We start from the raw sequence: 21,513 nt of genomic DNA, 5'->3' as shown, positions 1-21,513 counted from the left end.
AACAGGGGACGGAATGAAAGCATTAACCGCCAGACAACAAGAGGTATTTGACCTCATCCGCGATCATCTTGCGCAAACCGGCATGCCGCCGACCCGGGCGGAGATCGCGCATCGTCTGGGATTTAAATCCCCTAACGCCGCCGAAGAGCACCTTAAGGCGCTGGCGCGCAAGGGCGCCATTGAAATCGTTTCCGGCGCCTCGCGCGGCATCCGGTTATTGATAGAAGAAGAAACCGGCCTGCCGCTGATCGGCCGCGTGGCCGCCGGAGAACCCCTGCTGGCCGAACAGCATATCGAAAGCCATTACCAGATCGATCCCGATCTGTTTAAGCCCCACGCGGATTTCCTGCTGCGTGTCAGCGGCATGTCCATGAAGGATATCGGCATCATGGACGGCGATCTGCTGGCGGTGCATAAAACCCAGGATGCCCATAACGGTCAGGTCGTGGTGGCGCGAATCAATGACGAGGTCACGGTAAAACGCCTGAAAAGACACGGTAACATCGTTGAGTTGCTACCGGAAAACAGCGAGTTTTCGCCCATTATTGTCGATTTGCGCGAGCAGGAAATGTCCATCGAAGGTTTAGCGGTCGGCGTTATCCGCAACGGCAACTGGATTTAACTCACGGTGCTCCATGGCATCCTGAATATCCCTTATCCCGCGTCAGCGAGGATTTTATGGCGGATAACCGGCGACGCGGAATGCGGGTTCGCCGCCATAAAAGTGCTGCGGCGCGGCCGCTGCCGCTAGCGGTATTTATATTTAGTTACAATTAGCGGTGTACGGGCTGATACCTTCTACCTACTGTTTTATTTCACCTTATAGCCCATACGGCGTTTATAACCCTGCCAATATGGTCTAATCATCTGCTGAATAAACCTTATGCCAAATCCCCTGCTATACTTTAGACATAGGGTTAACTTATGACATGCAGGTTTTGGGACGCAATACGTGTCCTCGCTATGCGCTAACAAAACCTGGAGTGGCAGATGTTGACTGAGAAACCGATAACCAAGGAGAACTCCGATGAACAAAGATCAAGCCAGCGGTAATTGGAAACAGTTCAAAGGTAAAATGAAAGAACAATGGGGTAAGCTTACTGACGATGATCTGACGGTAGTTGAAGGTAAACGCGATCAGTTAATCGGTAAGATCCAGGAACGTTACGGTTACGGTAAAGAAGCCGCGGAAACGGAAGTAAAGGACTGGGAAACACGTAACAAATATCGTTGGTAATGATTTTTGGAAATCATGACTAATGCATGACTAATGCATATTCACTGTGCGGTTATGGCTTCCTTAAGTGTTCCTACCCAAAGGTACAAGGACGTACCACCTATTTAATATGATCCTATCAGCATTCCTCTGTTTTGCGGCCTCTCCAATGTATTAACCAAACGCGTTATCTCACTTCAGCCATAATAAACGTCATTTGCTCCCGGGTTCTTGTAAAAGCCAAAATGGGACGCTAGCGTTTCTTTATCGCTACGCTATGATCGTGTCCGCAGTCCTGGGGATTGTCACAAGCTTGCACTTCGGCGCATAAGGTACAAAACCCGTGTGCCTCGACGACATTATGGCGCATGGCGAAACCCGTGGCTTGCGCCATTTTTTGCAAAATATCTTCAATGCCTTCGGTTGATTGTTCAGTCACCTGGCCGCAGCGATCGCAGATAAAGAAGGCGGAGGTGTGACTGGGCTGCTCAAAATGGTGGCAAAGAACAAAGCTGTTAGTGGATTCCACTCTATGGATAAAACCTTGTTCCAGAAGGAAATCCAGCGCGCGGTAAATTGTCGGCGGCTTTGCCTGCGGTTCCGTCGCCCGCAGCAGATCAAGCAGGTCGTAAGCACTGATCGCGCCATCCTGCTGTGTCATCAGGCGCAACACTTCCAGTCGCTGTGGCGTCAGGCGCACGTTGCGTTGCTCACATAATTGTTCAGCCTGGCTGAGCAATTGAGACTGATCGGTGGTATTCATAGCGTTTCCCCCACTGCTGATTTCCGCCCTCTATCTTATCATGAAGGCGGAAAAACGCCGAATATTGGCGTGTTTTAACCCATATTGTCACCGGCAAAAGGGTGAGGGGACGGGGATCGGGGGCAGGTTTCTTTAGCTGTGGCGTTCGAACGGAGCCGCTGGTTTTCAGCAAACGGGATAACGGATATTGATACTATCTGTGACGCTGTTGGCAATAGCAATTAAATGGTATATCACCTGTTTATTACTGGCCTTGGTTTTCCGCTTAATATTTATTTTGTGAGAAGAAAGCGTTTTTTCTTTAATGTGCAATTGGGTACAGATATACATGGTGTCATAACCTGACATCCACATGGTTAAAATTTCTACTTCGGTCTTGCTAAAACGCAGCGGAGAGAACCCGATGGCGGAATCGTCATTGCGCCAGGCTTTGGTGTCCATAAAGTAACGGATTATCATTAACAATGTGCTGATCTTTATAAATTTTGATAAAATAATCACATTGTCCCTGATCGGCACGAAATCATGGAACTTAATATTCTCATTACCAATGAAAATAAAAAAAAGCGTCAAAGGCCGTTCGTCAATAATGGATTTTAATCCTTCTCCATCCCCTTGATACTGATAAGAGTTTTGATTAATAAAAACTATCGAAGGATTGGCGTTTTTGCATCTCATTCGCAACGTGCTGATATTGTCCACATCGCGAATGGCGCCTTTGATACCGCTTGCCGACAATGAGCTTTTAAGCGCGCATTTAGTATAAGTGCAAGGATCGAGTATAAATACTGTCATAATAATATCTGCAATTAGATTCATCCTGAAATAAAAAGGATTCGGATAAAAAATGACATAGGGGGATATTAAAATATAAAAATTACTGTCTATATCGATTTATCATTTTTCAACCTTTTATCAGCATGGCTGGATAAATTTGAATTAAGATCATGTGATAAATGATTATGATCGCTTTGTAAATCACTTGGGGAGGTATTGGGATGAAATGGTGCTTATTTGAGACGCCGTGGCCTTTTCGCGCATTCTGGAAGCATGATTATTTAACAATCTTTAAACATTTACCTATGTTTAGTAAGAATTAAACATTAACATGTTTGATGAATCGCCGCATTGGGTGTTCGCTACCTAATAGGGTTTCTGTGATACACTACACAGATAATCTCCCTGTATTCCTTAAACCCATTTTTATGCCTGCATATGACGTTATGACATTTTCAACCGAGGCTAACAGCCGGCTGGCCGTAGCGCCTTTATCCCCGCAGCACTTCTCCGTCGCGCCGATGCTGGACTGGACCGATCGTCACTGCCGCTATTTTCTGCGCCAGTTGACCCGTCATGCATTGCTGTATACGGAGATGGTGACCACCGGCGCATTGCTATACGGCAAGGGCGACTACCTGGCCTATAACGAGGCCGAGCATCCGGTGGCGTTGCAATTGGGCGGCAGCGAGCCGGATGCATTGGCGCAATGCGCGCGCATGGGCGCGCTGCGCGGTTATGACGAAATTAATCTTAATGTCGGCTGCCCTTCCGACCGGGTACAAAACGGCCGCTTCGGCGCCTGCCTGATGGCTGAGCGCGAGCGGGTGGCCCATTGTATCGCCGCTATGCGCTCGGCGGTGTCGATTCCGGTGACAGTGAAAACCCGTATTGGTATAGACGAACAGGATAGTTATGAATTCTTGTGCGAGTTTATCCAGACTGTGGCTGAGCAGGGCGGCTGCGAGACCTTTATTATCCATGCGCGTAAGGCGTGGCTATCGGGGCTGAGCCCGAAGGAAAATCGCGAGATACCGCCGCTGGATTATGAACGCGTCTATCAGCTAAAACGCGATTTTCCTTCCTTGACGTTTGCCATTAATGGCGGCATCACGACGCTTGACGACGCCCAGCGGCATCTGAGCTGCCTGGATGGCGTGATGATAGGACGCGAGGCCTACCAGAATCCCGGTATGCTGTGCCAGGTGGACAGCCGGTTATTTGGTGTCGTTGATCCCCATGACACCATGACAGCGGTGGTGGAAGCCATGTTTCCTTATATGGAACGCGAGCTGGCGAACGGCACTTACCTCGGCCATATCACCCGCCATATGCTTGGGATATTCCAGGGCGTGCCGGGCGCGCGGCAATGGCGACGTCATCTGAGCGAAAACGCCCACAAGCCCGGCGCCGGTATTGAGGTGGTACGTCAGGCATTGGCCAAAGTGGCAAAAGCTGAACCGATGCGGTGCGTTGCCGAATAACTTTTGCCGGCTGCCCCCAGCCAATGGGTACCGCCATGCGCCGCCGGGGGCGAAAGCGCGTCATGAGGGCTATTGTGGCCATGGCGCGGGATTGAGGCTGCTGATAGCGGCGATAATAACTATTAATTAGTCAAAAATACCATTCCTGCTTTGAGCACAACACTATTTTTCATTATTTTTCAATGGTCTGGCGCGCTACTTTATTGGCACGATTTTTGTAATATGTTTATTATCATCGCAATAGGCGCAGAAGGTCCAGCCTGCTGTGTCACCCCGATTTCAGGAGCCTGTAATGGTGGAATTCGTCTTTGTCATCGCATTCTTTTTCATGCTGCTGTTGACCGGTATCTCATTCCTGGGCGTACTGGCGGCGCTGGCGGTGGGTTTCCTGGTCATGATGTTTGCCGGCGTGCTGGTCATGGCGTTGAAACTGCTCCCCTGGCTGTTACTCGCGCTGGTGGTGGCCTGGATCTGGCGTACGGTTAACCCGCCCCGTTTTCCCCGCTATTAAGCTACCCGCCCGGGATGGGCGGCATAGGTGTTATATCTAATCCGAAGTCTTCCAGCTGGCGCCTTACCTGACAAGGGCAAGGTGCCAAAACGTTATTTTTGATATAATAATATTAGTATCCCATAAGCTTTTCAAAAACCCAGCGAATATCTCGATATTGCTTATTTATAGATTGCTATAGTAGCTCTCGTTATTTAAAGCTATGCGTCCACTCACATCGCTATATAAATGAGAGCTGCATTTCATTGAAGCTGATGTGCATTTTTAATATATATTATTTATAATGCGTGGTATATCATGCAGCTAACTAAAGTTAAAATACATAAATCGTTATTTTATCGATTAGCTTTTTTTAAGTATTTTATTTGGCTTTTTGTTTTTATAATCCTGATGTTGCACTCTGTTATCATTGATGTGCATGCTGCTGAGACGCAAGGTGCCACTGTATTTATGAGTCGGACTTATATTTTAGGGGAAGGGGAAACGGTTGATTCTGTAGCAAGGAAATATCATATTACAGCGGAAAATTTAAAAAATTTGAATAAATTCCGTACTTTTTCGAAACCTTTCGCTTCATTGACGGCAGGGGATGAAATTGACGTGCCGGCTGGCGACACCTTGAGTAAGCCTGGTTTGCCCATAGCCGTGGCGACCGACGATGATCAGCGGTTCATCAATAGGTTTTCCACGCTTGGCACGATGATGTCCGCCGATCAATCCGATGGGGAGATGGGAGCAAGGGTTGGCTCGCTGGTGACCGGCGAGGCAGGCGCGGCCATGCAGAAATGGTTAAATCACTATGGTACCGCCAGGGTGAAGATCAATACCGATAATCGTTTCCGCTTCGTAAATAGCTCGCTGGATTTTTTATTACCTCTGTATGACGACGACTCTGCTATGTTATTTGTGCAATTGGGCGGGCGGAATAACGACGATAGGAACACCCTTAATATGGGATGGGGAATAAGAACCTATCATGATGCCTGGCTGTACGGGATGAATTTTTTCTACGATAACGACCTGACCGGCAACAATCGTCGGGCAGGCGTAGGCGCGGAGGCCTGGACCGATTACCTGAAATTATCCGCCAACAACTACTTTGCTTTGTCCGGCTGGCATCAGTCGCGGGATTATGCCGATTATAATGAACGGCCGGCGGACGGCTATGATGTGCGCGCACAAGCCTGGCTACCGGCCTGGCCGCAATTAGGCGGGAAACTCATCTATGAAAAATACCGCGGAGATGATGTGGCCTTGTTCGGCAGGGGAACCCGGGTGCAAAATCCTTATGCCGTGACGCTGGGGGTGAATTATACCCCTTTCCCGTTATTAACCCTGGGCGCAAATTACCGCATCGGAAAAGGTAATAATGAGGATACCTCTATCAACCTGCAGCTAAACTATCGCATCGGCGAGACGTGGCAAAAACAAATCGACCCCGCGGACGTTGCCGTTATGCGTACTCTGGCCGTAAGCCGTTATGATCTGGTCGAACGTAACAACGATATTGTTCTCGAATACCAGAAGCAAGAATTAATCCGCCTGATTTTACCAGAGCAGTTGACCGGAACCGCCGGTGAGACAATGCATATCAGCGCGCAGGTTATGGCAAAATATGGGCTGGCAAGGATTGATTGGGATGCCGCGGAGCTTGTGGGGGCGGGGGGCGCGGTAACCCTTCCTGCCACGGATGCCATCGACATCGTGCTGCCGCCGTTCCGGCAGGGAGGAGCTTCGGCCAACCGCTATCATCTGCGCGCGCGCGCCATCGACCAACAGGGCAATGGGTCAAACCAGGCACAGGTGGTCATCAACATCGTGGCCCCCGCCGAACAGCTAGTGATAAGTGGGCTTGCGGTGACGGTGGATAACGCCGAAGCGAACGGCGCCGCGGCTAATGAGGTTCAGGCCACCGTCACCCTGGCCGGGCGGGCGGTCGCCGGGCAGGCGGTCAACTTTAGCGCCACCAATGAGGCCACGGTGCCAAGTCCAGTGGTCACGGACCGCTTTGGTATCGCCACCGCCCGGATTACCTCGTTGAAAGGCGGTACCAGCCAGGTGAGGGCGACGGTCGCGGGCAGCAGCCGCGCGGTGGATGTGCATTTTGCTGCTGTCGCCGCGCCGGACGAAGCCAACACGACGCTTGAGATTTTAACCAGCGGCGATAAAGTGGCCGACAATATTGACGCCCACCAGATTAAACTTACGGTAAGGGATATAAACAATCAGCCCCTGGCCGATCTGCCGGTGACCTTCTCGGCGGATAATGACGCCAGGGTGAATCCTGCCAGCGGACGCACGCGTGATGACGGTACCTTGATGGCAAGCGTCACCACCGATCGGCCGGGGCCGGTCAAGGTGACGGCGGCGGTCGAAGGTATCAGCAAAACCTCCGGGGAAATGCATTTTATCGAGCAGGTGGTGATGCTGAGTATCGCCGTTACGGCAAATGATGGTTTAAGCAACGGCCTCCAGCAAAATGTCGCTGAAATTATTGCCAAAGATGTTAACGGCATTCCTTTGCCAAATGTCCAGCTTGCGTTAAGCGCCGCCTATACCCTGCCTTCAAACCCGGGGACCTTAACCATTGATTCGTCAACCAACCCGGTGACAGATGGCAATGGCAGGGCGGAGGTGCGTTATACCAGTACCAGCAATGGCAGCGTGGTTCTCACCGCCGCATTGGGAAATGGGCAAAACTACTCCAGCACCGGCGGCCGTTTCGCGTCGCCTACCGCTACCTGGCGTGTTATCACCAATAATCAGCCCGCTGACGGCTTTTCACGTAATAGAATCGAAATAGACCTTCTTTCGCCGCGAGGCGAACCGGTGCCTAACGCAAGAATAGATATCACCTTTGTCCGGGTACAGTCTGGTGTCCAGCTGCCGTCAACTGCCGCGGCCGTCGTCAACCCTGTTTTTACCGGTGCTGACGGTATCGCCACCCTTGAAGCAACCAATGGCTCGGCGGAAGCAAATGTGGTGGTCCTGGGGGCATTAGCCGCTTATAACCTGGGCATGCAAATAAACAGTACAGGTAATTATATGAATTTTCTATAAAATAAACAGTGACTATAACCGCGGATAATTGACAGGCGGACCCGTCGTTACACCGGCAGGGTATAGGAAATATTGCCTGCCAGCACGGCGGGAACATTGGCTTGTTGCGCGGCTTCGCCGCCGCCCCATACGCTGACCCGTGAGTCATCCTGTAGCGCGGCGAAAGACCTTCTACCGCCATAGATAGCGCGTATATTACGTAAGTATGTGATATTTAATGGAGGGTTTCCCCCTGCGAATGACGAGCCCCATGCCGCCACGCTACCATCGGCGCGCAGGGCGGCAAAGGCTGTTTCCGTACTGCTCAGAGAGACAATATCCCTTAAACTGCCGATGACGCCCGGCAGGGGGCCGCCAAAGTATTCATGACCCCATGCTACGACACTGCCATTTTGGCGTAGAGCGGCAAACGCGCCTCCGTTGCCGCACAGGGCGATGATATCCCGTAACGTGGCGATTGCCATAGGCACAGACCCGCCATACTGCGCGGTACCCCATGCGACGACGCCTCCGCCTCTGCGTAAGGCCGCAAATGCATAGTTTGCCGACACTACGCTGATAATATCGGTTAGCGCGCCGATTTCCGGCGGGAGTTGCTGCCCCCCTCCCCAGGACAATACGCTGCCATTGCGCCTGAGTAGGGTGAAGGTAAGGTTTGATGCGCTTACGCTTATGATATCGCGTAATACTTCGGCTTCCGGTGGCACGATGCCACCGCCTGAAACTGTGCCCCAGGCCACCACGCTACCGTCCTGGCGCAACGCGCTAAAGGCATTAGCCGTTGCCCGCAGGCTGACGATATCGCGAAGTTGGCTGATGTTGTAGGGCACAGACCCGCCTTCGGACGGCGAACCCCAGGCCACCACCCCGCCGTTTTGCCGAATGGCGGCAAAAGCAAAATCACAGGCGCACAGGCTTATAATGTCACGTAAATTACCTATGTCGGCAGGTACCTCCCCGCCCCGGCCCGCGATCCCCCAGCCGATCACGCCGCCATTTTGCCTCAGGCCGGCAAAGGCGTTAAGCGTGGCGCAAAGCGTCACGATATCGCGCAGGCCGGCTATTGCCCCCGGCACCGTTGCTTCAGCATTCCCCCATGCTACAACGCTGCCATTATTAAGGCAGGCGGCCACCGCACCGAAATGATTGTCATTGATTATTACGTTCAACGGTCGTATCCGCGCCGTCGCACCGCCGGCCGTGACCCGCAAAATTTTTTCAGGCTTGGTATCAATAAAATACGCGCCGCTGACGCTAATCGATTCACCTTCATATTGCCAATGGGCGTTAAGTAATGTGCGATCCATACGGTTAAGCGCGGTTAACAGCGTGGGATTCCCCGTGTATCTCGCCGTTTGCTGGGATCGCCGCCCCATGACCCAGGGTATCATGCCCGGCGTCCCCGGCGGGTGGAATTGCGATGTAACGGTATCGATGGCGCCGGGTCGGTTAATGAGAATGGCCTGTACGATAACAGTTTCCGCACTTTGATTAGTGAAAAAAACCTGGGCCCTGCCCGTTACGCCGGTACGAAGTTGCTGTGTTGCTAAGCCATTGGTAAATCGCGCGTTGCCGGATAAGGTAAACAGGGTATCTTCATTTGCCAGCAAAATGTCGTTATCCCGTAAGGCTGTTGCCGTCGCGCTATTGGTATCCTGCCCGTCTGCGGTTGCGGATGAGGTGGCGGATAGCGATACTGAAAATTCCTGGCGCATGTTTGCAAGATAATACATAGGCGATTCTCCTATCTATCCCTGACATAACCGGGTGCCGCAATGCCGGGGACCGGTTGCGCGACGAAATCGGTATTCAGCGTGAATGCCCCACCGGCAACCTGCGGCAGCCGCAGGATCACCGTCACCCTCTCGACATAGGTATCAGTGATATTGATAGCGACCGAATTGTCGCTGTTCAACGCGATGGTGGCGGCTTGCGCGTTGTAGCCGGCAATAACGGCATGCCCGTTTACCCTAACGTCGATTTCGGTGATATATATGCCCCCGGCCTGGGGGCGGGTTTGCAGGTAAATAGAATTCTGCGTGCGGCCATTCGCCGGAGCATGAGTGGTAAAGTTTATGGCTTCGATATTTTCATTGCCAATTTTATAAGGACCAAAAATCATGGTGTCGTGCAATACGCGATCGGGCCTGTCGGTTTCATAGGCTGTTAAATATGTCATTACTTGTCTTGGCGAATACACCTTAAAAAATCCAAGCCCATTTTGGTCTAAAAAAAAGCTATATTTCTGACTGTGCGACTCATAAATAAAAGCAGGTTCGCTAACAGTGACATTAACCTGGGCAGTTGGCCTCCCCACCAATGCCCCTTGATTAAAGGGTTCTACATTAATAGCGTCGTAATCAATACTGGCGGCATTGGTTGAAACCGCCATAGCCAACGGGGGTGAAGGCGCCTGGCTATTGCCGGTTATAAAGACCTCCGCCGCCGGCGATGTACTCGTTTGATTAAACGTATCTGTGACCGTATAGAATAGCGTGTTATTTCCGTTCGGAACATTATACGCCGGGATAATTGTAGAAAATGGCGGTTCATTGGCTAAATCCATAATAATGCGCTGGAGTACTGATGTTCCATTAAATATGAGATCAATATAATCGCCCAGCCCTGCGGTCACATAGCGGGGAACAATTACAATCAGTCCCCCCGCCACCGCCAAATCGTTTCCGGTAACGACACCCTCTTTTTTTTGAGGAACTGTAGGTTCAGGCAATGCCATAGCGTTTCCCCTTTTTGTCCATAATTCACTATTACGGACGATGAGAGCCAGGGTTATGTTCTGGCTCGGGATATTTTGGTAATACGTCTATCCGGGTAACACTGTATTGATCAATACTCTTGTAATATTGGAAACACTAACTGCATTTGTAATACGATTGATAATGCTATAAGAAATACTGCCGTTTACGCCACTGAGTTCCCGGAGATTGAAATAATTTATAGTGGCGTTTGTGCCCACCGTTGAGTTGGTCACGTCACCCTCCGCTACCACCGTACTACGGATAGGTACGCCGGCGTAGGTGCTGAGTGCTAACGTTATTCTGTAATGGTCCCCGTTGGAGACATTCGGCTGGCCACCGGGAATTTGCACTATGACGCCCTGGACCGCGGCATTATAAGTTATACGATAATCGGATATGTAGGGTAATGTTGGCGCGGCCAGAGTTGGAAGACTATAGGGGCTTCCTTCAATAGCAAGAAGCAATGGCGTGGAGGGAAAAAAGCCGTTCTGACTTTCTACTTCATAATAAACAAGGTAGGTTCCGTCAACGAGGTCGACTCCTGCATCCACTAGACCGGAAATATCTATGACCCAAGGGATATTCGTACCATCATAGAATCTTTGCGTTTTAAAAGACCCCCAGTAAAAAGTGAATACGTCGCCAATTGCCAGCACAACCGGGCGATATATGAGTGCCTGGACGCCTTGTTTGATAACGCTACCGGGCAAGACATTTTGTGTCGTCAGACCATTCACGCGCACCGGCAGCAAACTGGCATTAAAATAGATTATATTAATGGATGCGCTATTACCGCCGACAGAAGCTGTTACCGTCGCGGTGCCGAATTGAGGATTTGCCACTGAATTCATCAGCGTATTAGTGGTGATCCCATTATTGTCCGTTTCAGTGACCTGTGTAATTTCACCAAAAGAAGAACTCCAGGTTACCAACGCATCTCTATGGGGCACCCCCGCCGAACTGGCGAAAAGGCTCAGCGTTACATCCGGGATGACTTGTGGGTTAATATAATAGGTCTCAGAGGTCAAGGATATCTCTACCGCCAGCGGATTTACCGGGCATACCGAATTGTGCTCTGGTGCATAATCAGGTTGATAAAATGTGTCAGACATAAGCACCCCTCTAAGAAATTACGCTAAAATTGCCGGCACAAATACCGGCAAAATTATCTTTTGTTTGTTCATTCCCAATCAGATTTGTTGCACACACATGGGCAATGCGGAAATAAATCAGCATAGATAAAGCATATGTTTATCAGCATCAATGAAATCGGCTAATTCAATATTAAGCGCGGCAATAATCGGAAGTCCATTGCCTTTTTCGCCTTATTACGCCCAAGGCGCTTTTCCTCGCACCGCATGGCCGGACGCCACTATCAAAAAATGAGGCGCGCGGCGTATGCGTATAAGTAAGGAAGGGAAATGTGGGCGATGGATCACACTTTGATGTTTTGCTGACGTCAGTCAGCGGCAAAGTATGCATTTTACTTATCTATCCTGTTAGAATAATACCTCGGTTTTAGCATAAGCGTTTCATCGGCATCGGTGAATAATAGCTGTATAAGCAGCATACACCGTTGTTTAAGCCACTGTCCTACCTACACACGCGTTTTGCAGTTCGTTGTAATCGACGGGCCTTCGTGAGAAGGCCCGTTTTTTTGCATGGCGCAAGGCATGCTTTGGCCATGGATTATCCCCGCGGTCGGAGAAGGGAGGGGATAATGTGGCCGAACATAATCAGGGTATTAATAATGAGGAGCCGTTGGTTTCACGGTTTTCCAGTGCCTCGTGCGCCCGCCGTGCCTCGCCCAGGGGGTATTTTTGCCGCTCCGGTACCGTGATCTTGATGGCGCCGCTGGCAATCATCGAGAACAATTCGTTACTGGCAAATTTCAGCTCTTCGCGATTGGTGACATACCCGTTAAGCGAGGGACGGGTAACGTACAGCGAGCCTTTTTGGTTCAGGATGGCCAGGTTAACGCCGGTCACCGGGCCGGACGAGTTGCCGAAGCTGACCATCAGGCCGCGCCGGCGCAGGCTGTCCAGCGAAGCTTCCCAGGTGTTTTTACCCACTGAATCATACACCACGCTCACCTTGTTCCCCTGGGTCAGCGCCGCAACGCGTTCCGGCACGTTTTCTTCCCGGTAGTTGATGATTTCCCAGGCGCCGGCCTCTTTGGCCAGGGCGGCTTTTTCCTGCGAGCCGACGGTGCCAATCATCTTGGCGCCCAGCGCCTTGGCCCACTGGCAGGCAATGCGGCCGACACCTCCGGCGGCGGCGTGAAACAGGAAAATTTCATTCGGTTTGATTTCGTAGGTCTGGCGCAGCAGGTAAAAGACGGTCAGGCCTTTCAAAAATGACGCTGCGGCCTGCTCAAACGAAATGGCGTCGGGCAGGAGGGCGATATTTTTTTCCGGCACGTTATGCACGTCGCTATAGGCGCCCAGGGGCGACTGCGCATACACCACCCGATCGCCCGCCTTCAGCCCGGAGACGCCGGCGCCCACCTTGATGATAATGCCGGCGGCCTCGGTCCCCAGGCCCGACGGCTTGGCGGGCGTCGGGTATAACCCGCTGCGTACATAGGTATCGATGTAATTGATGCCTATGGCTTTATTCGCAACCTGCACCTCGCCCGCCGCCGGATCCGCCGGGTTAAACTCCACGTATTGCATCACTTCCGGTCCGCCGTTGGCGGCAAACTGAATGCGCTTGGCCATGTCTGTTCCTCGCTTGGACAATGTTATTTACCCTTTATTTAACCATAAGCGCTTAATACCGGTTTGCAAAGCCGCATAGGATTTGGCGACAATCAACGCTACAATGCTGTTTTACCCAATGTCGCATCTATCAGGCAAAACCATTATTCCATGTCAGAAAAAAAACCAGCCGCCAAAACACAATTTTCCCGTGACCGCCAGGTCGAGGGTCTGAAACTTCCTCCCCATTCGCTGGAAGCGGAGCAGTCGGTATTGGGCGGATTGATGCTGGATAATGAACGTTGGGATAACGTCGCGGAACGCGTCACCGCCAAGGACTTCTTCAATCGTCCCCACCGCCTGATTTTTGGCGAGATGCAGCGTTTGCTGGAGCTGAACAAGCCGATCGATCTAATCACTCTTTCCGAGTCGCTGGAGCAGAAAGGCGATTTGGATTCGGTGGGCGGGTTCGCCTACCTGGCGGAATTATCCAAAAACACGCCCAGCGCGGCCAATATCTCGGCCTATGCCGATATCGTGCGGGAACGGGCGGTGGTGCGTGAAATGATCGCCGTCGCCCACGAAATCGCCGACGCCGGTTACGATCCCCAGGGGCGCAGCAGCGAGGATTTGCTCGATCTGGCGGAATCCAGGGTATTCCAGATTGCCGAAAACCGCGCCAGCAAGGATGAAGGTCCCAAGAGCATCGACCGCATCCTGGAAGACACCGTGGCGCGCATCGAGCAGTTGTACCAAAAACCGCATGACGGCGTTACCGGCGTCTCAAGCGGTTATTCCGATCTGGATAAAAAAACCGCCGGCCTGCAGAAATCCGATTTGATTATCATCGCGGCGCGCCCGTCGATGGGTAAAACCACGTTCGCCATGAACCTGTGTGAAAACGCCGCTATGACCGAGGATAAACCGGTGCTGATTTTCAGCCTGGAAATGCCCGGCGAGCAAATCATGATGCGTATGCTGGCGTCACTGTCCCGCGTCGATCAGACGCGTATCCGCACCGGCCAGCTGGACGATGAGGACTGGGCGCGAATTTCCAGCACCATGGGCATCCTGCTGGAAAAACGCAATATGTATATCGATGACTCGTCGGGGCTGACGCCGACCGATGTACGCTCGCGCGCCCGGCGGGTTTTTCGCGAGCACGACGGCCTGAGCCTTATCATGATCGACTACCTGCAGCTGATGCGCGTGCCGCAGTTGTCGGAAAACCGTACCCTGGAAATCGCCGAAATTTCCCGTTCGCTGAAAGCGTTGGCTAAAGAATTGCAGGTACCGGTAGTGGCGCTGTCCCAGCTCAATCGCGGCCTGGAGCAGCGCGCCGATAAACGTCCGATCAACTCCGATCTGCGTGAATCCGGCTCCATCGAGCAGGATGCCGATCTGATCATGTTTATCTATCGTGATGAGGTTTATCACGAAAACAGCGATATGAAAGGTATCGCGGAAATTATTCTCGGCAAGCAACGTAACGGCCCGATCGGGACGGTACGGCTGACCTTTAACGGACAGTGGTCGCGGTTCGACAGTTACGCCGGGCCGCAATATGATGATGATTAACAACCAGGACAAGGATAATGAAAACGGCAATCGCCGTTATTGACCGTGATGCGTTGCGCCATAACCTGCGGCAGGTTCGCCGGTTGGCGCCGCATAGCCGCGTGGTGGCGGTGGTAAAAGCGCAGGCATATGGTCATGGGCTGCTGGAAACCGCGTTCGCCGTGCAGGATGAGGCCGATTATTTTGGCGTTGCGCGCCTTGACGAGGCGCTTCAGCTGCGCAAAGCCGGCATCACCAAGCCGATTTTGCTGTTGGAGGGATTTTTCAGCGCCGATGAGCTGCCGCTCCTGGCCGAATACCGTCTCGCCACCGCGGTGCACAGCCCCGAGGAGCTGCAGGCGCTGGAACAGGCTACGCTGGCGCATCCCCTAGAGGTCTGGCTGAAGCTGGATACCGGCATGCACCGCCTGGGCGTACGTCCGTCCCAGGCCGAGGCGTTCTACGCGCGGCTGGCGGCCAGTCGGAATGTCGCCGGGCCGGTAAATATCATGAGCCACTTTGCCCGCGCCGACGAGCCGGAGCTGGATACCACCCGCCGGCAACTGGCCGTTTTCGACGCCTTCGCGCAGGGCAGGCCGGGCAAACAATCCATTGCCGCTTCCGGCGGCATCCTGCTGTGGCCGCAATCCCACCGCGATATGGTCCGCCCCGGCATCCTGCTCTACGGCGTCTCGCCGCTTGACCACGGAACGGCGGCGGACGACGGTTTTCGCCCGGCGATGACCCTCGCCTCCGTGCTGATTGCGGTGCGCCGCCATCGTGCCGGCGAGGCCTGCGGTTACGGCGGCACCTGGGTCAGCCCGCGCGATACCCGCCTCGGCGTGGTGGCGTTCGGCTACGGCGACGGTTATCCGCGCAGCGCGCCGAACGGCACCCCGGTGCTGGTTAATGGCCGCGAAGTGCCGCTGGCGGGGAGGGTGTCCATGGATATGCTGACCGTCGATCTCGGGCCGGACGGGCGTGAGCGCGTGGGCGACCGCGTCGAGCTGTGGGGGCCGCGGCTTCCGGTGGAACGCATTGCCGCCGCCAGCGGCATCAGCGCCTATGAGCTTATCACCAAGGTCACCTCGCGGGTCGCGCGCGAGTATGTGGATGGCGGCGACATCCGTTAAATTTTAATTAGGGTTATGACAAATAATTATATTTATTTGGTAATGTAGTGGCGAGGTTTCATATTTGAACCCGACAACCCAGGAGAGCTGCACTGTGTTCCAGAATGTTGATGCTTATGCGGGGGATCCAATCCTGTCGCTGATGGAAACCTACAAACAGGACCCGCGACCGGACAAAGTCAACCTGAGCATAGGGCTGTATTACAATGAGCAGGCGATTATTCCGCAATTGAAATCGGTGGCGCAAGCCGAATCCCTGCTAGAAGTCAGCCCGACGCAGGCATCATCCTACCTGCCGATGGCGGGACTGGCCTCGTACCGTTCCGCCAGCCAGTCGCTGCTGTTCGGTGAGCATCATCCGATGCGCGCGGCGTTGCGCATCGCCACCATCCAGACCCTGGGCGGCTCGGGAGGGTTAAGGATTGGCGCGGATTTCCTCAGGGATTATTTCCCGCAGTCCGAAGTCTGGGTCAGCGATCCGACTTGGGAAAATCATGTGGCCATTTTTTCCGGCGCAGGGTTTAAGGTCAACCGTTATCCCTATTTTGACGGCGAAACGCTGACGGTCAATGTCAGCGCCATGCTGGAATGCCTGCGCCAGTTGCCGGCCCGGAGCATCGTGCTGCTGCATCCGTGCTGCCACAACCCCACCGGTTCCGATCTCACCCGCGAACAATGGGACCGGGTTATCAGCGTGGTGGCGGAGCGGGAACTCATCCCGTTCCTGGATATTGCCTACCAGGGCTTTGGCGAAGGATTGGATGAGGATGCCTATGCGGTGCGCGAAATGGCGCGGCTGGGACTGCCATGCCTGGTAAGCCAGTCGTTCTCGAAAATTTTCTCGCTCTATGCCGAGCGGGTGGGAACGTTGTCCGTGGTCTGCGCCAGCGCGGAAGAAGCCGGGCGCGTTCTGGGCCAGCTGACGTCCACCGTGCGCCGTAACTATTCCAGCCCGCCTAATTTTGGTGCGCAGGTGGTGGCGCGGGTGCTTAACGATCCGGCGCTGTACGCGCTGTGGCGTGAGGAAGTCGCCGCCATGCGCGCGCGTATCCTGCAGATGCGCCGGGACCTGGTGGGCGCGCTGAAAGTCGCGTTGCCCGCGCGTCGTTTTGACTATTTGCTGGAGCAGCGCGGCATGTTCAGCTATACCGGCCTTAGCCCGCGGCAGGTGGACCGGCTGCGCGACGAGTTTGGCGTTTATCTGATTGGCAGCGGCCGGATGTGCCTCGCCGGGCTGAACACCGATAACGTCCAGCGGGTAGCGCGGGCTATCGCCGCGCTGTAATGTGCCCGGCAATGCCCCAACGGCCCGCCGCGCGTTTTGCCGGCGGCGGGCCGCCGGCGCCTGCCATGAACGCCCGCTTTTCTCCGGTTCCCCCCTCTATTCATAACCCCCTTTCCACGGCGGTATGCCCCTATGCTCGCGCTGCTATACTTAAACTTATTAAAAGGAGCCTGAACTATGTGGCATCAACAAACCCTGATCCTGAAAGCCCGCGCGCGCGGTTTTCACCTGGTCACCGACGAGATAGCCGGCCAGCTCCCCGCGCTTGCCGATATTCGCACCGGCCTGCTGCATTTATTGCTGCAGCATACTTCCGCCTCGCTGACGCTGAATGAAAACTGCGACCCCAGCGTCAGAACCGATATGGAAAGCCATTTCCTGCGCCAGGTGCCCGAGGACGCCCCCTATGAACATGATTACGAAGGCGCGGACGATATGCCCGCGCACATTAAATCGTCTTTACTGGGTGCGTCACTGTTGATCCCCATCGGTCGGGGTAAATTGCTATTGGGGACCTGGCAGGGCATCTGGCTGGGTGAACATCGTAATCGGGGAGGGGAGCGCCGCATCGTCGCTACCCTGCAAGGGGAGTAAATATGGATCAATCCACATTTCTGGCGTATTGCATGGATAAGCCGGGCACGGAACAGAGCCTGCGGCAAGAATGGCAGGCCAGTCAGGTAAAAGTGGGGGAGGTTATGTTCGCCATGACCCACGAAATGAATGGCAAGCCCGTGATTTCACTGAAAAGCAGTCCGGAAATGGCGGCATCGCTGCGCGCGGAATATCAAGCCATCGTGCCGTGCGGCCTGTTGAATAAAACGCACTGGAATACGCTGTTCCTGGACGGGGATATCCCTGATTCGCAGTTTTATCACCTGGCCGACGCCTCCTGGCAGCTGGCGGTGGAATCGCTGCCGGACGCGCGGCGCCAGGAACTGAATATCTGACAGGGCGAAAACGCGCTCACCCTGCGGCGGCGCCTGTGCCGTTACGCCGCGCCGTATTTTCCCCAGTCGCTAATTAAAGCGCCATACAGCGCTACGGCCTGCCGTAGTTTATCCACCGCGCAGTATTCGTTGGTTTGATGCGCCATCGTCGGTTCACCGGGGCCGAGGATAATGCACGGCGGCGCGCCCAGCGCGCCCAGCAGCAGCGAGGCGTCGGTAAAATAGGGCACCACGCGCGGCTCTGGCTGCGCGTCATGCAGCGGGGCGCAGCGTTCGAATACCCGGCGGATCCAGGCGTTGCGGGGCTCGGTCAGTATCGCGGGCAGATCCACAAGCGTCGTCACCGTCACGGTATCGCCCAGCGCGGTGGTCAGCCGCTGGCGGATTTCGTCATGACGCAGATTGGGCGCGGTGCGGATATCCACGTCAAATTGGCTATGGTCCGGTACCGAATTGATATTCAGCCCGCCGCGGATGGTGCCGACGTTCAGGGTGGGCTGTTTCATCAGCGGATGCGGCGCGCCCGGCGTGAAATGACGGATCTTGCCTATTGCCTCGGCGGCCAGGTAAATGGCGTTGATACCCAACTCCGGCATGGCGCCGTGGGCGGTTTTTCCCCGGGTTTCGCAGCGCAGCCACAAGGCGCCCTTATGGCCGATGACCGGATAGTTGGCGGTGGGTTCGCCGACAATCAGCGCGCCTGCCGCCGGCAATGTGTCGCGCGCCGCGTCGATCAACGCCCGGGCGCCGTCGCAGCCGGTTTCCTCGCCGCCGGTTAAGACCAGCACCACGCCGGGGCCTGCCAGGATGGCATCGCGATACTGGCGGCAGGCGACGATAAAGGCGGCGATGGCCGCTTTCATATCGCTGGCGCCGCGCCCGTACAGCCGGCCGTCGCTGATTTCGCCCGCAAAGGGGTCAAAACGCCACTCCGCGTTGCCGAGCGGCACGGTATCCACATGGCCGGTGAACGCCAGCGGTTTCTCGTCGGCCCGCCGGCCCGCGAGGCGGGCCACCAGGTTAAACCGCCGCTCGCCGAACCGCTTGAGATCGATGCTGAATCCCTGTTCCCGCAGATAATCCGCCAGGAATGCCATGCATAAAGACTCGTCGCCGGGCGGATTGATGGTATTAAACCGCACCAGGGCGCGGGTGAGTGAAATAACGTCATCGTTCGGGTTCATGGCTTGGTCCGCAATCAGCGCCACGGGGGCGATGCCCCGCGGCATTCAGCGCGTAAAGACACGCCGGGGATTATCGATCATCAGGGTTTCCAACTGCTCGCCGCTGATGCCGTGGCGCCGCAGGCGCGGTACAAAATGCTTGAGAATATAACCATAGCCATGGCCGCCATAGCGGGTCAGCATGGTTTTCAGGAACACATCCTGGGACAGCAGCACCTGTTGAATAAACCCGTCGTCGATAAGCTCGCGAATGGCGCGGGCGTTTTCTTCGTCCGACGGCGATTGCGCGGCTTCATCGGCATAATAATAACCCATGCCGATCATATCGTATTCCAGGAACGCGCCGCGCCGCGCCAGATCGCGCTGATAGGTTTTATCCTGGAAACTGGGGTTCATATGGCACAGCACCACATGGCGCAGGTCGGCGCCCTCATGCTCCAGGATGTCCAGCACCCGGTGGCCGTGGCGTTCCCAGCCCGGCAAATGGATTTCCATCGGCACGCCGGTGGCGGCGCTGGCGCGTCCGGCGGCGCGCAGCGATTTTTCTTCATCCGGCGTAAACGCGGCGGATACGCCGATTTCGCCGATAAGCCCGGCGATAACCAGCGGTTTTTCCACGGCGCCGCCGACATCGTAGATAAGCTGCTCCGTTAACTGTTCCACCGATCGGGTCTTGACGTAGGCCGGATGCGAGGGTTCCAGGTAAAAGCCGGTGCCCATCACGATATTCAGGCCGGTAAGGCGCGAAATGCGCTGCAACGCCAGCGGATCGCGGCCGATGCCGATATTCGTGGGATCAACTACCGTTTCGCCGCCGAGCGCGCGAAATTTCATCAGCTCCGCCACCGCCAGCTCCGGGTCGAACAGCTGGCAATTATCGCGGCTGGCCAGGGGATTGAGCGCCAGTTCGCCGAGGTTTTCCATCCGCACCGGCATTTCGGCCAGGTGGCGTTCGCTGCAGCAGCAGGGCGGCACCCATTTGCCGGAAGCATCCAGCAGAATATGCTCATGCATCAGGGTCACCCCCATCCGCGCCACCGGCAGCGGGCCGAGCACCGTCATCACATAACCGCTGTCCACGCCGAGCGGCAGCGGATCGGCATGGCGGAAAATCGAGTTTTGCATCCTGTCTATCCTTTGGTCGGCACGGGATTAAAAATGCGGGTATTGAGCCAGATTGCCAGCAGGATTATGGTGCCGGTGGCAATTTGGGTATAAAACGGCGATATATGCGACAGGATCAGTCCGTTTTGGATTACGGCAATGGACAGGGCCCCCAGCAGGGTACCGATAATGGTGCCGAATCCGCCGAACAGGCTGGTGCTGCCGAGCACCACCGCGGCGATAACCTGCAGCTCGAATCCCTCGCCCTGGTTGGAGGAACCGCTGCCCAGGCGGGCGGTAATAATCATTCCCGCCAGCGCGGCGCTCATGCCGCTTAGCACATACACCCACAGGGTGGTGGCGCGGGTATTGACCCCCGCGCGCCTGACTCCTTCGGTGTTGGAGCCGATGCCGGTGACATAACGGCCGAAACGGGTGTGATTAAGCAAAACATGCCCGCAAAGCAGGGCCAGCACGCCCAGGATGGCCGGCAAGGGCAACCCTATCACCCATGCCCGTCCCAGCAGGGTAAAAGGGCTATCGGCCGGGATGGGAATGGAATAGCCCTGGGTTATCAGCAGCGCCACGCCGCGCACCACCGCAAGCGTCGCCAGGGTGACGATAAAGGCCGGGATGCCTTCGTAGGCGATAAAATACCCGTTAAGCACGCCTATCATCCCGCCGAGCGCCAGGCCGCCCAGCAGCACCACCGGCCAGGGCAATCCCCAGTTATTCAGGGCAATGGCGGACAGCGCGCCCACCAGGGCCAGGGTGGATCCTACCGACAGGTCGATGCCGCCGGTGGTGATCACAAGCGTCATGGCCGTGGCGACAATGAGCAGCGGCGCGCTCTGGCGAATAATATTCAGCCAGTTGGCGCCGCTGAGGAAGTTATCGGTAATCAGCGCAAACACCACGCAGCAGAACAGGCAAAACAGCGCGATGCTGACCACGCCGGAGTGATTGTGCAGGATGCGTCTTGGCAGGGAGTGCCGGATCATTCGGGTACTGGTCATATTTATCATACTCAT

General features: G+C 54.8%; 19 protein-coding genes. 10 read left to right on the top strand and 9 right to left on the bottom strand.

The features are described from left to right. The first annotated feature begins 13 nt into the window (after nt 1-13). Together lexA and ACL2XG_RS14810 are read left to right on the top strand one after the other, a co-directional pair. Nucleotides 14-622, top strand: a complete 609-nt coding sequence (gene lexA, locus ACL2XG_RS14815) for a transcriptional repressor LexA (RefSeq protein ID WP_410012624.1) — start codon at nt 14-16, stop codon at nt 620-622. Nucleotides 623-1,027: 405 nt separating this feature from the next. Beyond that, complete coding sequence (locus ACL2XG_RS14810) at nt 1,028-1,237, top strand: CsbD family protein (RefSeq protein ID WP_413721840.1); 210 nt, start codon at nt 1,028-1,030, stop codon at nt 1,235-1,237. 232 nt (nt 1,238-1,469) lie between these two features. Here the strand turns inward: ACL2XG_RS14810 and zur are convergent, their stop codons facing one another. Further along, entirely contained in the window at nt 1,470-1,979 is a 510-nt protein-coding gene (zur, locus tag ACL2XG_RS14805; RefSeq protein ID WP_410012622.1) for a zinc uptake transcriptional repressor Zur, read from the bottom strand. Nucleotides 1,980-2,144: 165 nt separating this feature from the next. Beyond that, complete coding sequence (rcsA, locus tag ACL2XG_RS14800) at nt 2,145-2,774, bottom strand: transcriptional regulator RcsA (RefSeq protein ID WP_410012621.1); 630 nt, start codon at nt 2,772-2,774, stop codon at nt 2,145-2,147. Nucleotides 2,775-3,202: 428 nt separating this feature from the next. On the opposite strand from rcsA, the gene dusA reads away from it, so the two are divergent. From dusA to ACL2XG_RS14785, 3 genes are all read left to right on the top strand, one after another. After that, nucleotides 3,203-4,240 (top strand): tRNA dihydrouridine(20/20a) synthase DusA, encoded by a 1,038-nt coding sequence (gene dusA, locus ACL2XG_RS14795; RefSeq protein ID WP_413721841.1) that lies wholly within the window; start codon nt 3,203-3,205, stop codon nt 4,238-4,240. Between the two features lie 292 nt (nt 4,241-4,532). Then, on the top strand, nt 4,533-4,751 hold the full coding sequence (gene pspG, locus ACL2XG_RS14790) for an envelope stress response protein PspG (protein ID WP_410012619.1): 219 nt from the start codon (nt 4,533-4,535) through the stop codon (nt 4,749-4,751). A gap of 297 nt (nt 4,752-5,048) precedes the next feature. After that, nucleotides 5,049-7,811, top strand: a complete 2,763-nt coding sequence (locus ACL2XG_RS14785) for an inverse autotransporter beta domain-containing protein (RefSeq protein ID WP_413721842.1) — start codon at nt 5,049-5,051, stop codon at nt 7,809-7,811. Nucleotides 7,812-7,858: 47 nt separating this feature from the next. Here ACL2XG_RS14785 and ACL2XG_RS14780 read toward each other — a convergent pair whose 3' ends face one another. The 4 genes from ACL2XG_RS14780 to ACL2XG_RS14765 form a co-directional block, all read right to left on the bottom strand. Then, nucleotides 7,859-9,544 carry a hypothetical protein gene (locus tag ACL2XG_RS14780; protein ID WP_413721843.1) on the bottom strand — a complete coding sequence of 562 codons (1,686 nt, stop codon included), beginning with the start codon at nt 9,542-9,544 and terminating at the stop codon, nt 7,859-7,861. Nucleotides 9,545-9,555: 11 nt separating this feature from the next. Then, complete coding sequence (locus ACL2XG_RS14775; protein ID WP_413721844.1) at nt 9,556-10,548, bottom strand: hypothetical protein; 993 nt, start codon at nt 10,546-10,548, stop codon at nt 9,556-9,558. An 87-nt stretch (nt 10,549-10,635) separates the two neighbouring features. Next, nucleotides 10,636-11,682 carry a hypothetical protein gene (locus ACL2XG_RS14770; protein ID WP_410012615.1) on the bottom strand — a complete coding sequence of 349 codons (1,047 nt, stop codon included), beginning with the start codon at nt 11,680-11,682 and terminating at the stop codon, nt 10,636-10,638. 624 nt (nt 11,683-12,306) lie between these two features. Continuing rightward, entirely contained in the window at nt 12,307-13,290 is a 984-nt protein-coding gene (locus ACL2XG_RS14765; RefSeq protein WP_413721845.1) for a quinone oxidoreductase, read from the bottom strand. Between the two features lie 150 nt (nt 13,291-13,440). Here ACL2XG_RS14765 and dnaB point away from each other — a divergent pair, with 150 nt between their 5' ends. The 5 genes from dnaB (at nt 13,441) to ACL2XG_RS14740 (ending at nt 18,194) form a co-directional block, all read left to right on the top strand. After that, on the top strand, nt 13,441-14,847 hold the full coding sequence (dnaB, locus tag ACL2XG_RS14760; RefSeq protein WP_410012613.1) for a replicative DNA helicase: 1,407 nt from the start codon (nt 13,441-13,443) through the stop codon (nt 14,845-14,847). A 17-nt stretch (nt 14,848-14,864) separates the two neighbouring features. Beyond that, nucleotides 14,865-15,959: an alanine racemase gene (gene alr, locus ACL2XG_RS14755; RefSeq protein ID WP_413721846.1), complete on the top strand. Its 1,095-nt coding sequence runs from the start codon at nt 14,865-14,867 to the stop codon at nt 15,957-15,959. 94 nt (nt 15,960-16,053) lie between these two features. After that, the gene (locus tag ACL2XG_RS14750; protein ID WP_413721847.1) at nt 16,054-17,244 is read left to right on the top strand and encodes an aromatic amino acid transaminase; all 1,191 of its coding nucleotides are present in this window, start codon (nt 16,054-16,056) and stop codon (nt 17,242-17,244) included. 177 nt (nt 17,245-17,421) lie between these two features. Continuing rightward, nucleotides 17,422-17,838: a secondary thiamine-phosphate synthase enzyme YjbQ gene (locus ACL2XG_RS14745; RefSeq protein ID WP_410012610.1), complete on the top strand. Its 417-nt coding sequence runs from the start codon at nt 17,422-17,424 to the stop codon at nt 17,836-17,838. 2 nt (nt 17,839-17,840) lie between these two features. Beyond that, entirely contained in the window at nt 17,841-18,194 is a 354-nt protein-coding gene (locus ACL2XG_RS14740; RefSeq protein WP_410012609.1) for an MmcQ/YjbR family DNA-binding protein, read from the top strand. A gap of 41 nt (nt 18,195-18,235) precedes the next feature. Here the strand turns inward: ACL2XG_RS14740 and ACL2XG_RS14735 are convergent, their stop codons facing one another. The 3 genes from ACL2XG_RS14735 to ACL2XG_RS14725 are packed head-to-tail and all read right to left on the bottom strand — an operon-like array spanning nt 18,236 to nt 21,504. Continuing rightward, the gene (locus ACL2XG_RS14735) at nt 18,236-19,378 is read right to left on the bottom strand and encodes a M20 family metallopeptidase (protein WP_413721848.1); all 1,143 of its coding nucleotides are present in this window, start codon (nt 19,376-19,378) and stop codon (nt 18,236-18,238) included. Between the two features lie 45 nt (nt 19,379-19,423). Continuing rightward, a complete protein-coding gene (locus ACL2XG_RS14730) occupies nt 19,424-20,503 on the bottom strand; it encodes a phosphotriesterase (protein WP_410012607.1) in 1,080 nt (359 codons plus the stop codon). Nucleotides 20,504-20,508: 5 nt separating this feature from the next. Beyond that, nucleotides 20,509-21,504 carry an ABC transporter permease gene (locus ACL2XG_RS14725; RefSeq protein ID WP_410016659.1) on the bottom strand — a complete coding sequence of 332 codons (996 nt, stop codon included), beginning with the start codon at nt 21,502-21,504 and terminating at the stop codon, nt 20,509-20,511. Between the last annotated feature and the right edge of the window lie 9 nt (nt 21,505-21,513).

The organism is Sodalis sp. RH24, from assembly GCF_047324145.1.
In the GTDB taxonomy this organism is placed as follows: domain Bacteria; phylum Pseudomonadota; class Gammaproteobacteria; order Enterobacterales; family Enterobacteriaceae; genus Acerihabitans.
Note: the sequence above shows the minus strand (reverse complement) of the source record. Positions and strands in the feature narration are given on the sequence as shown.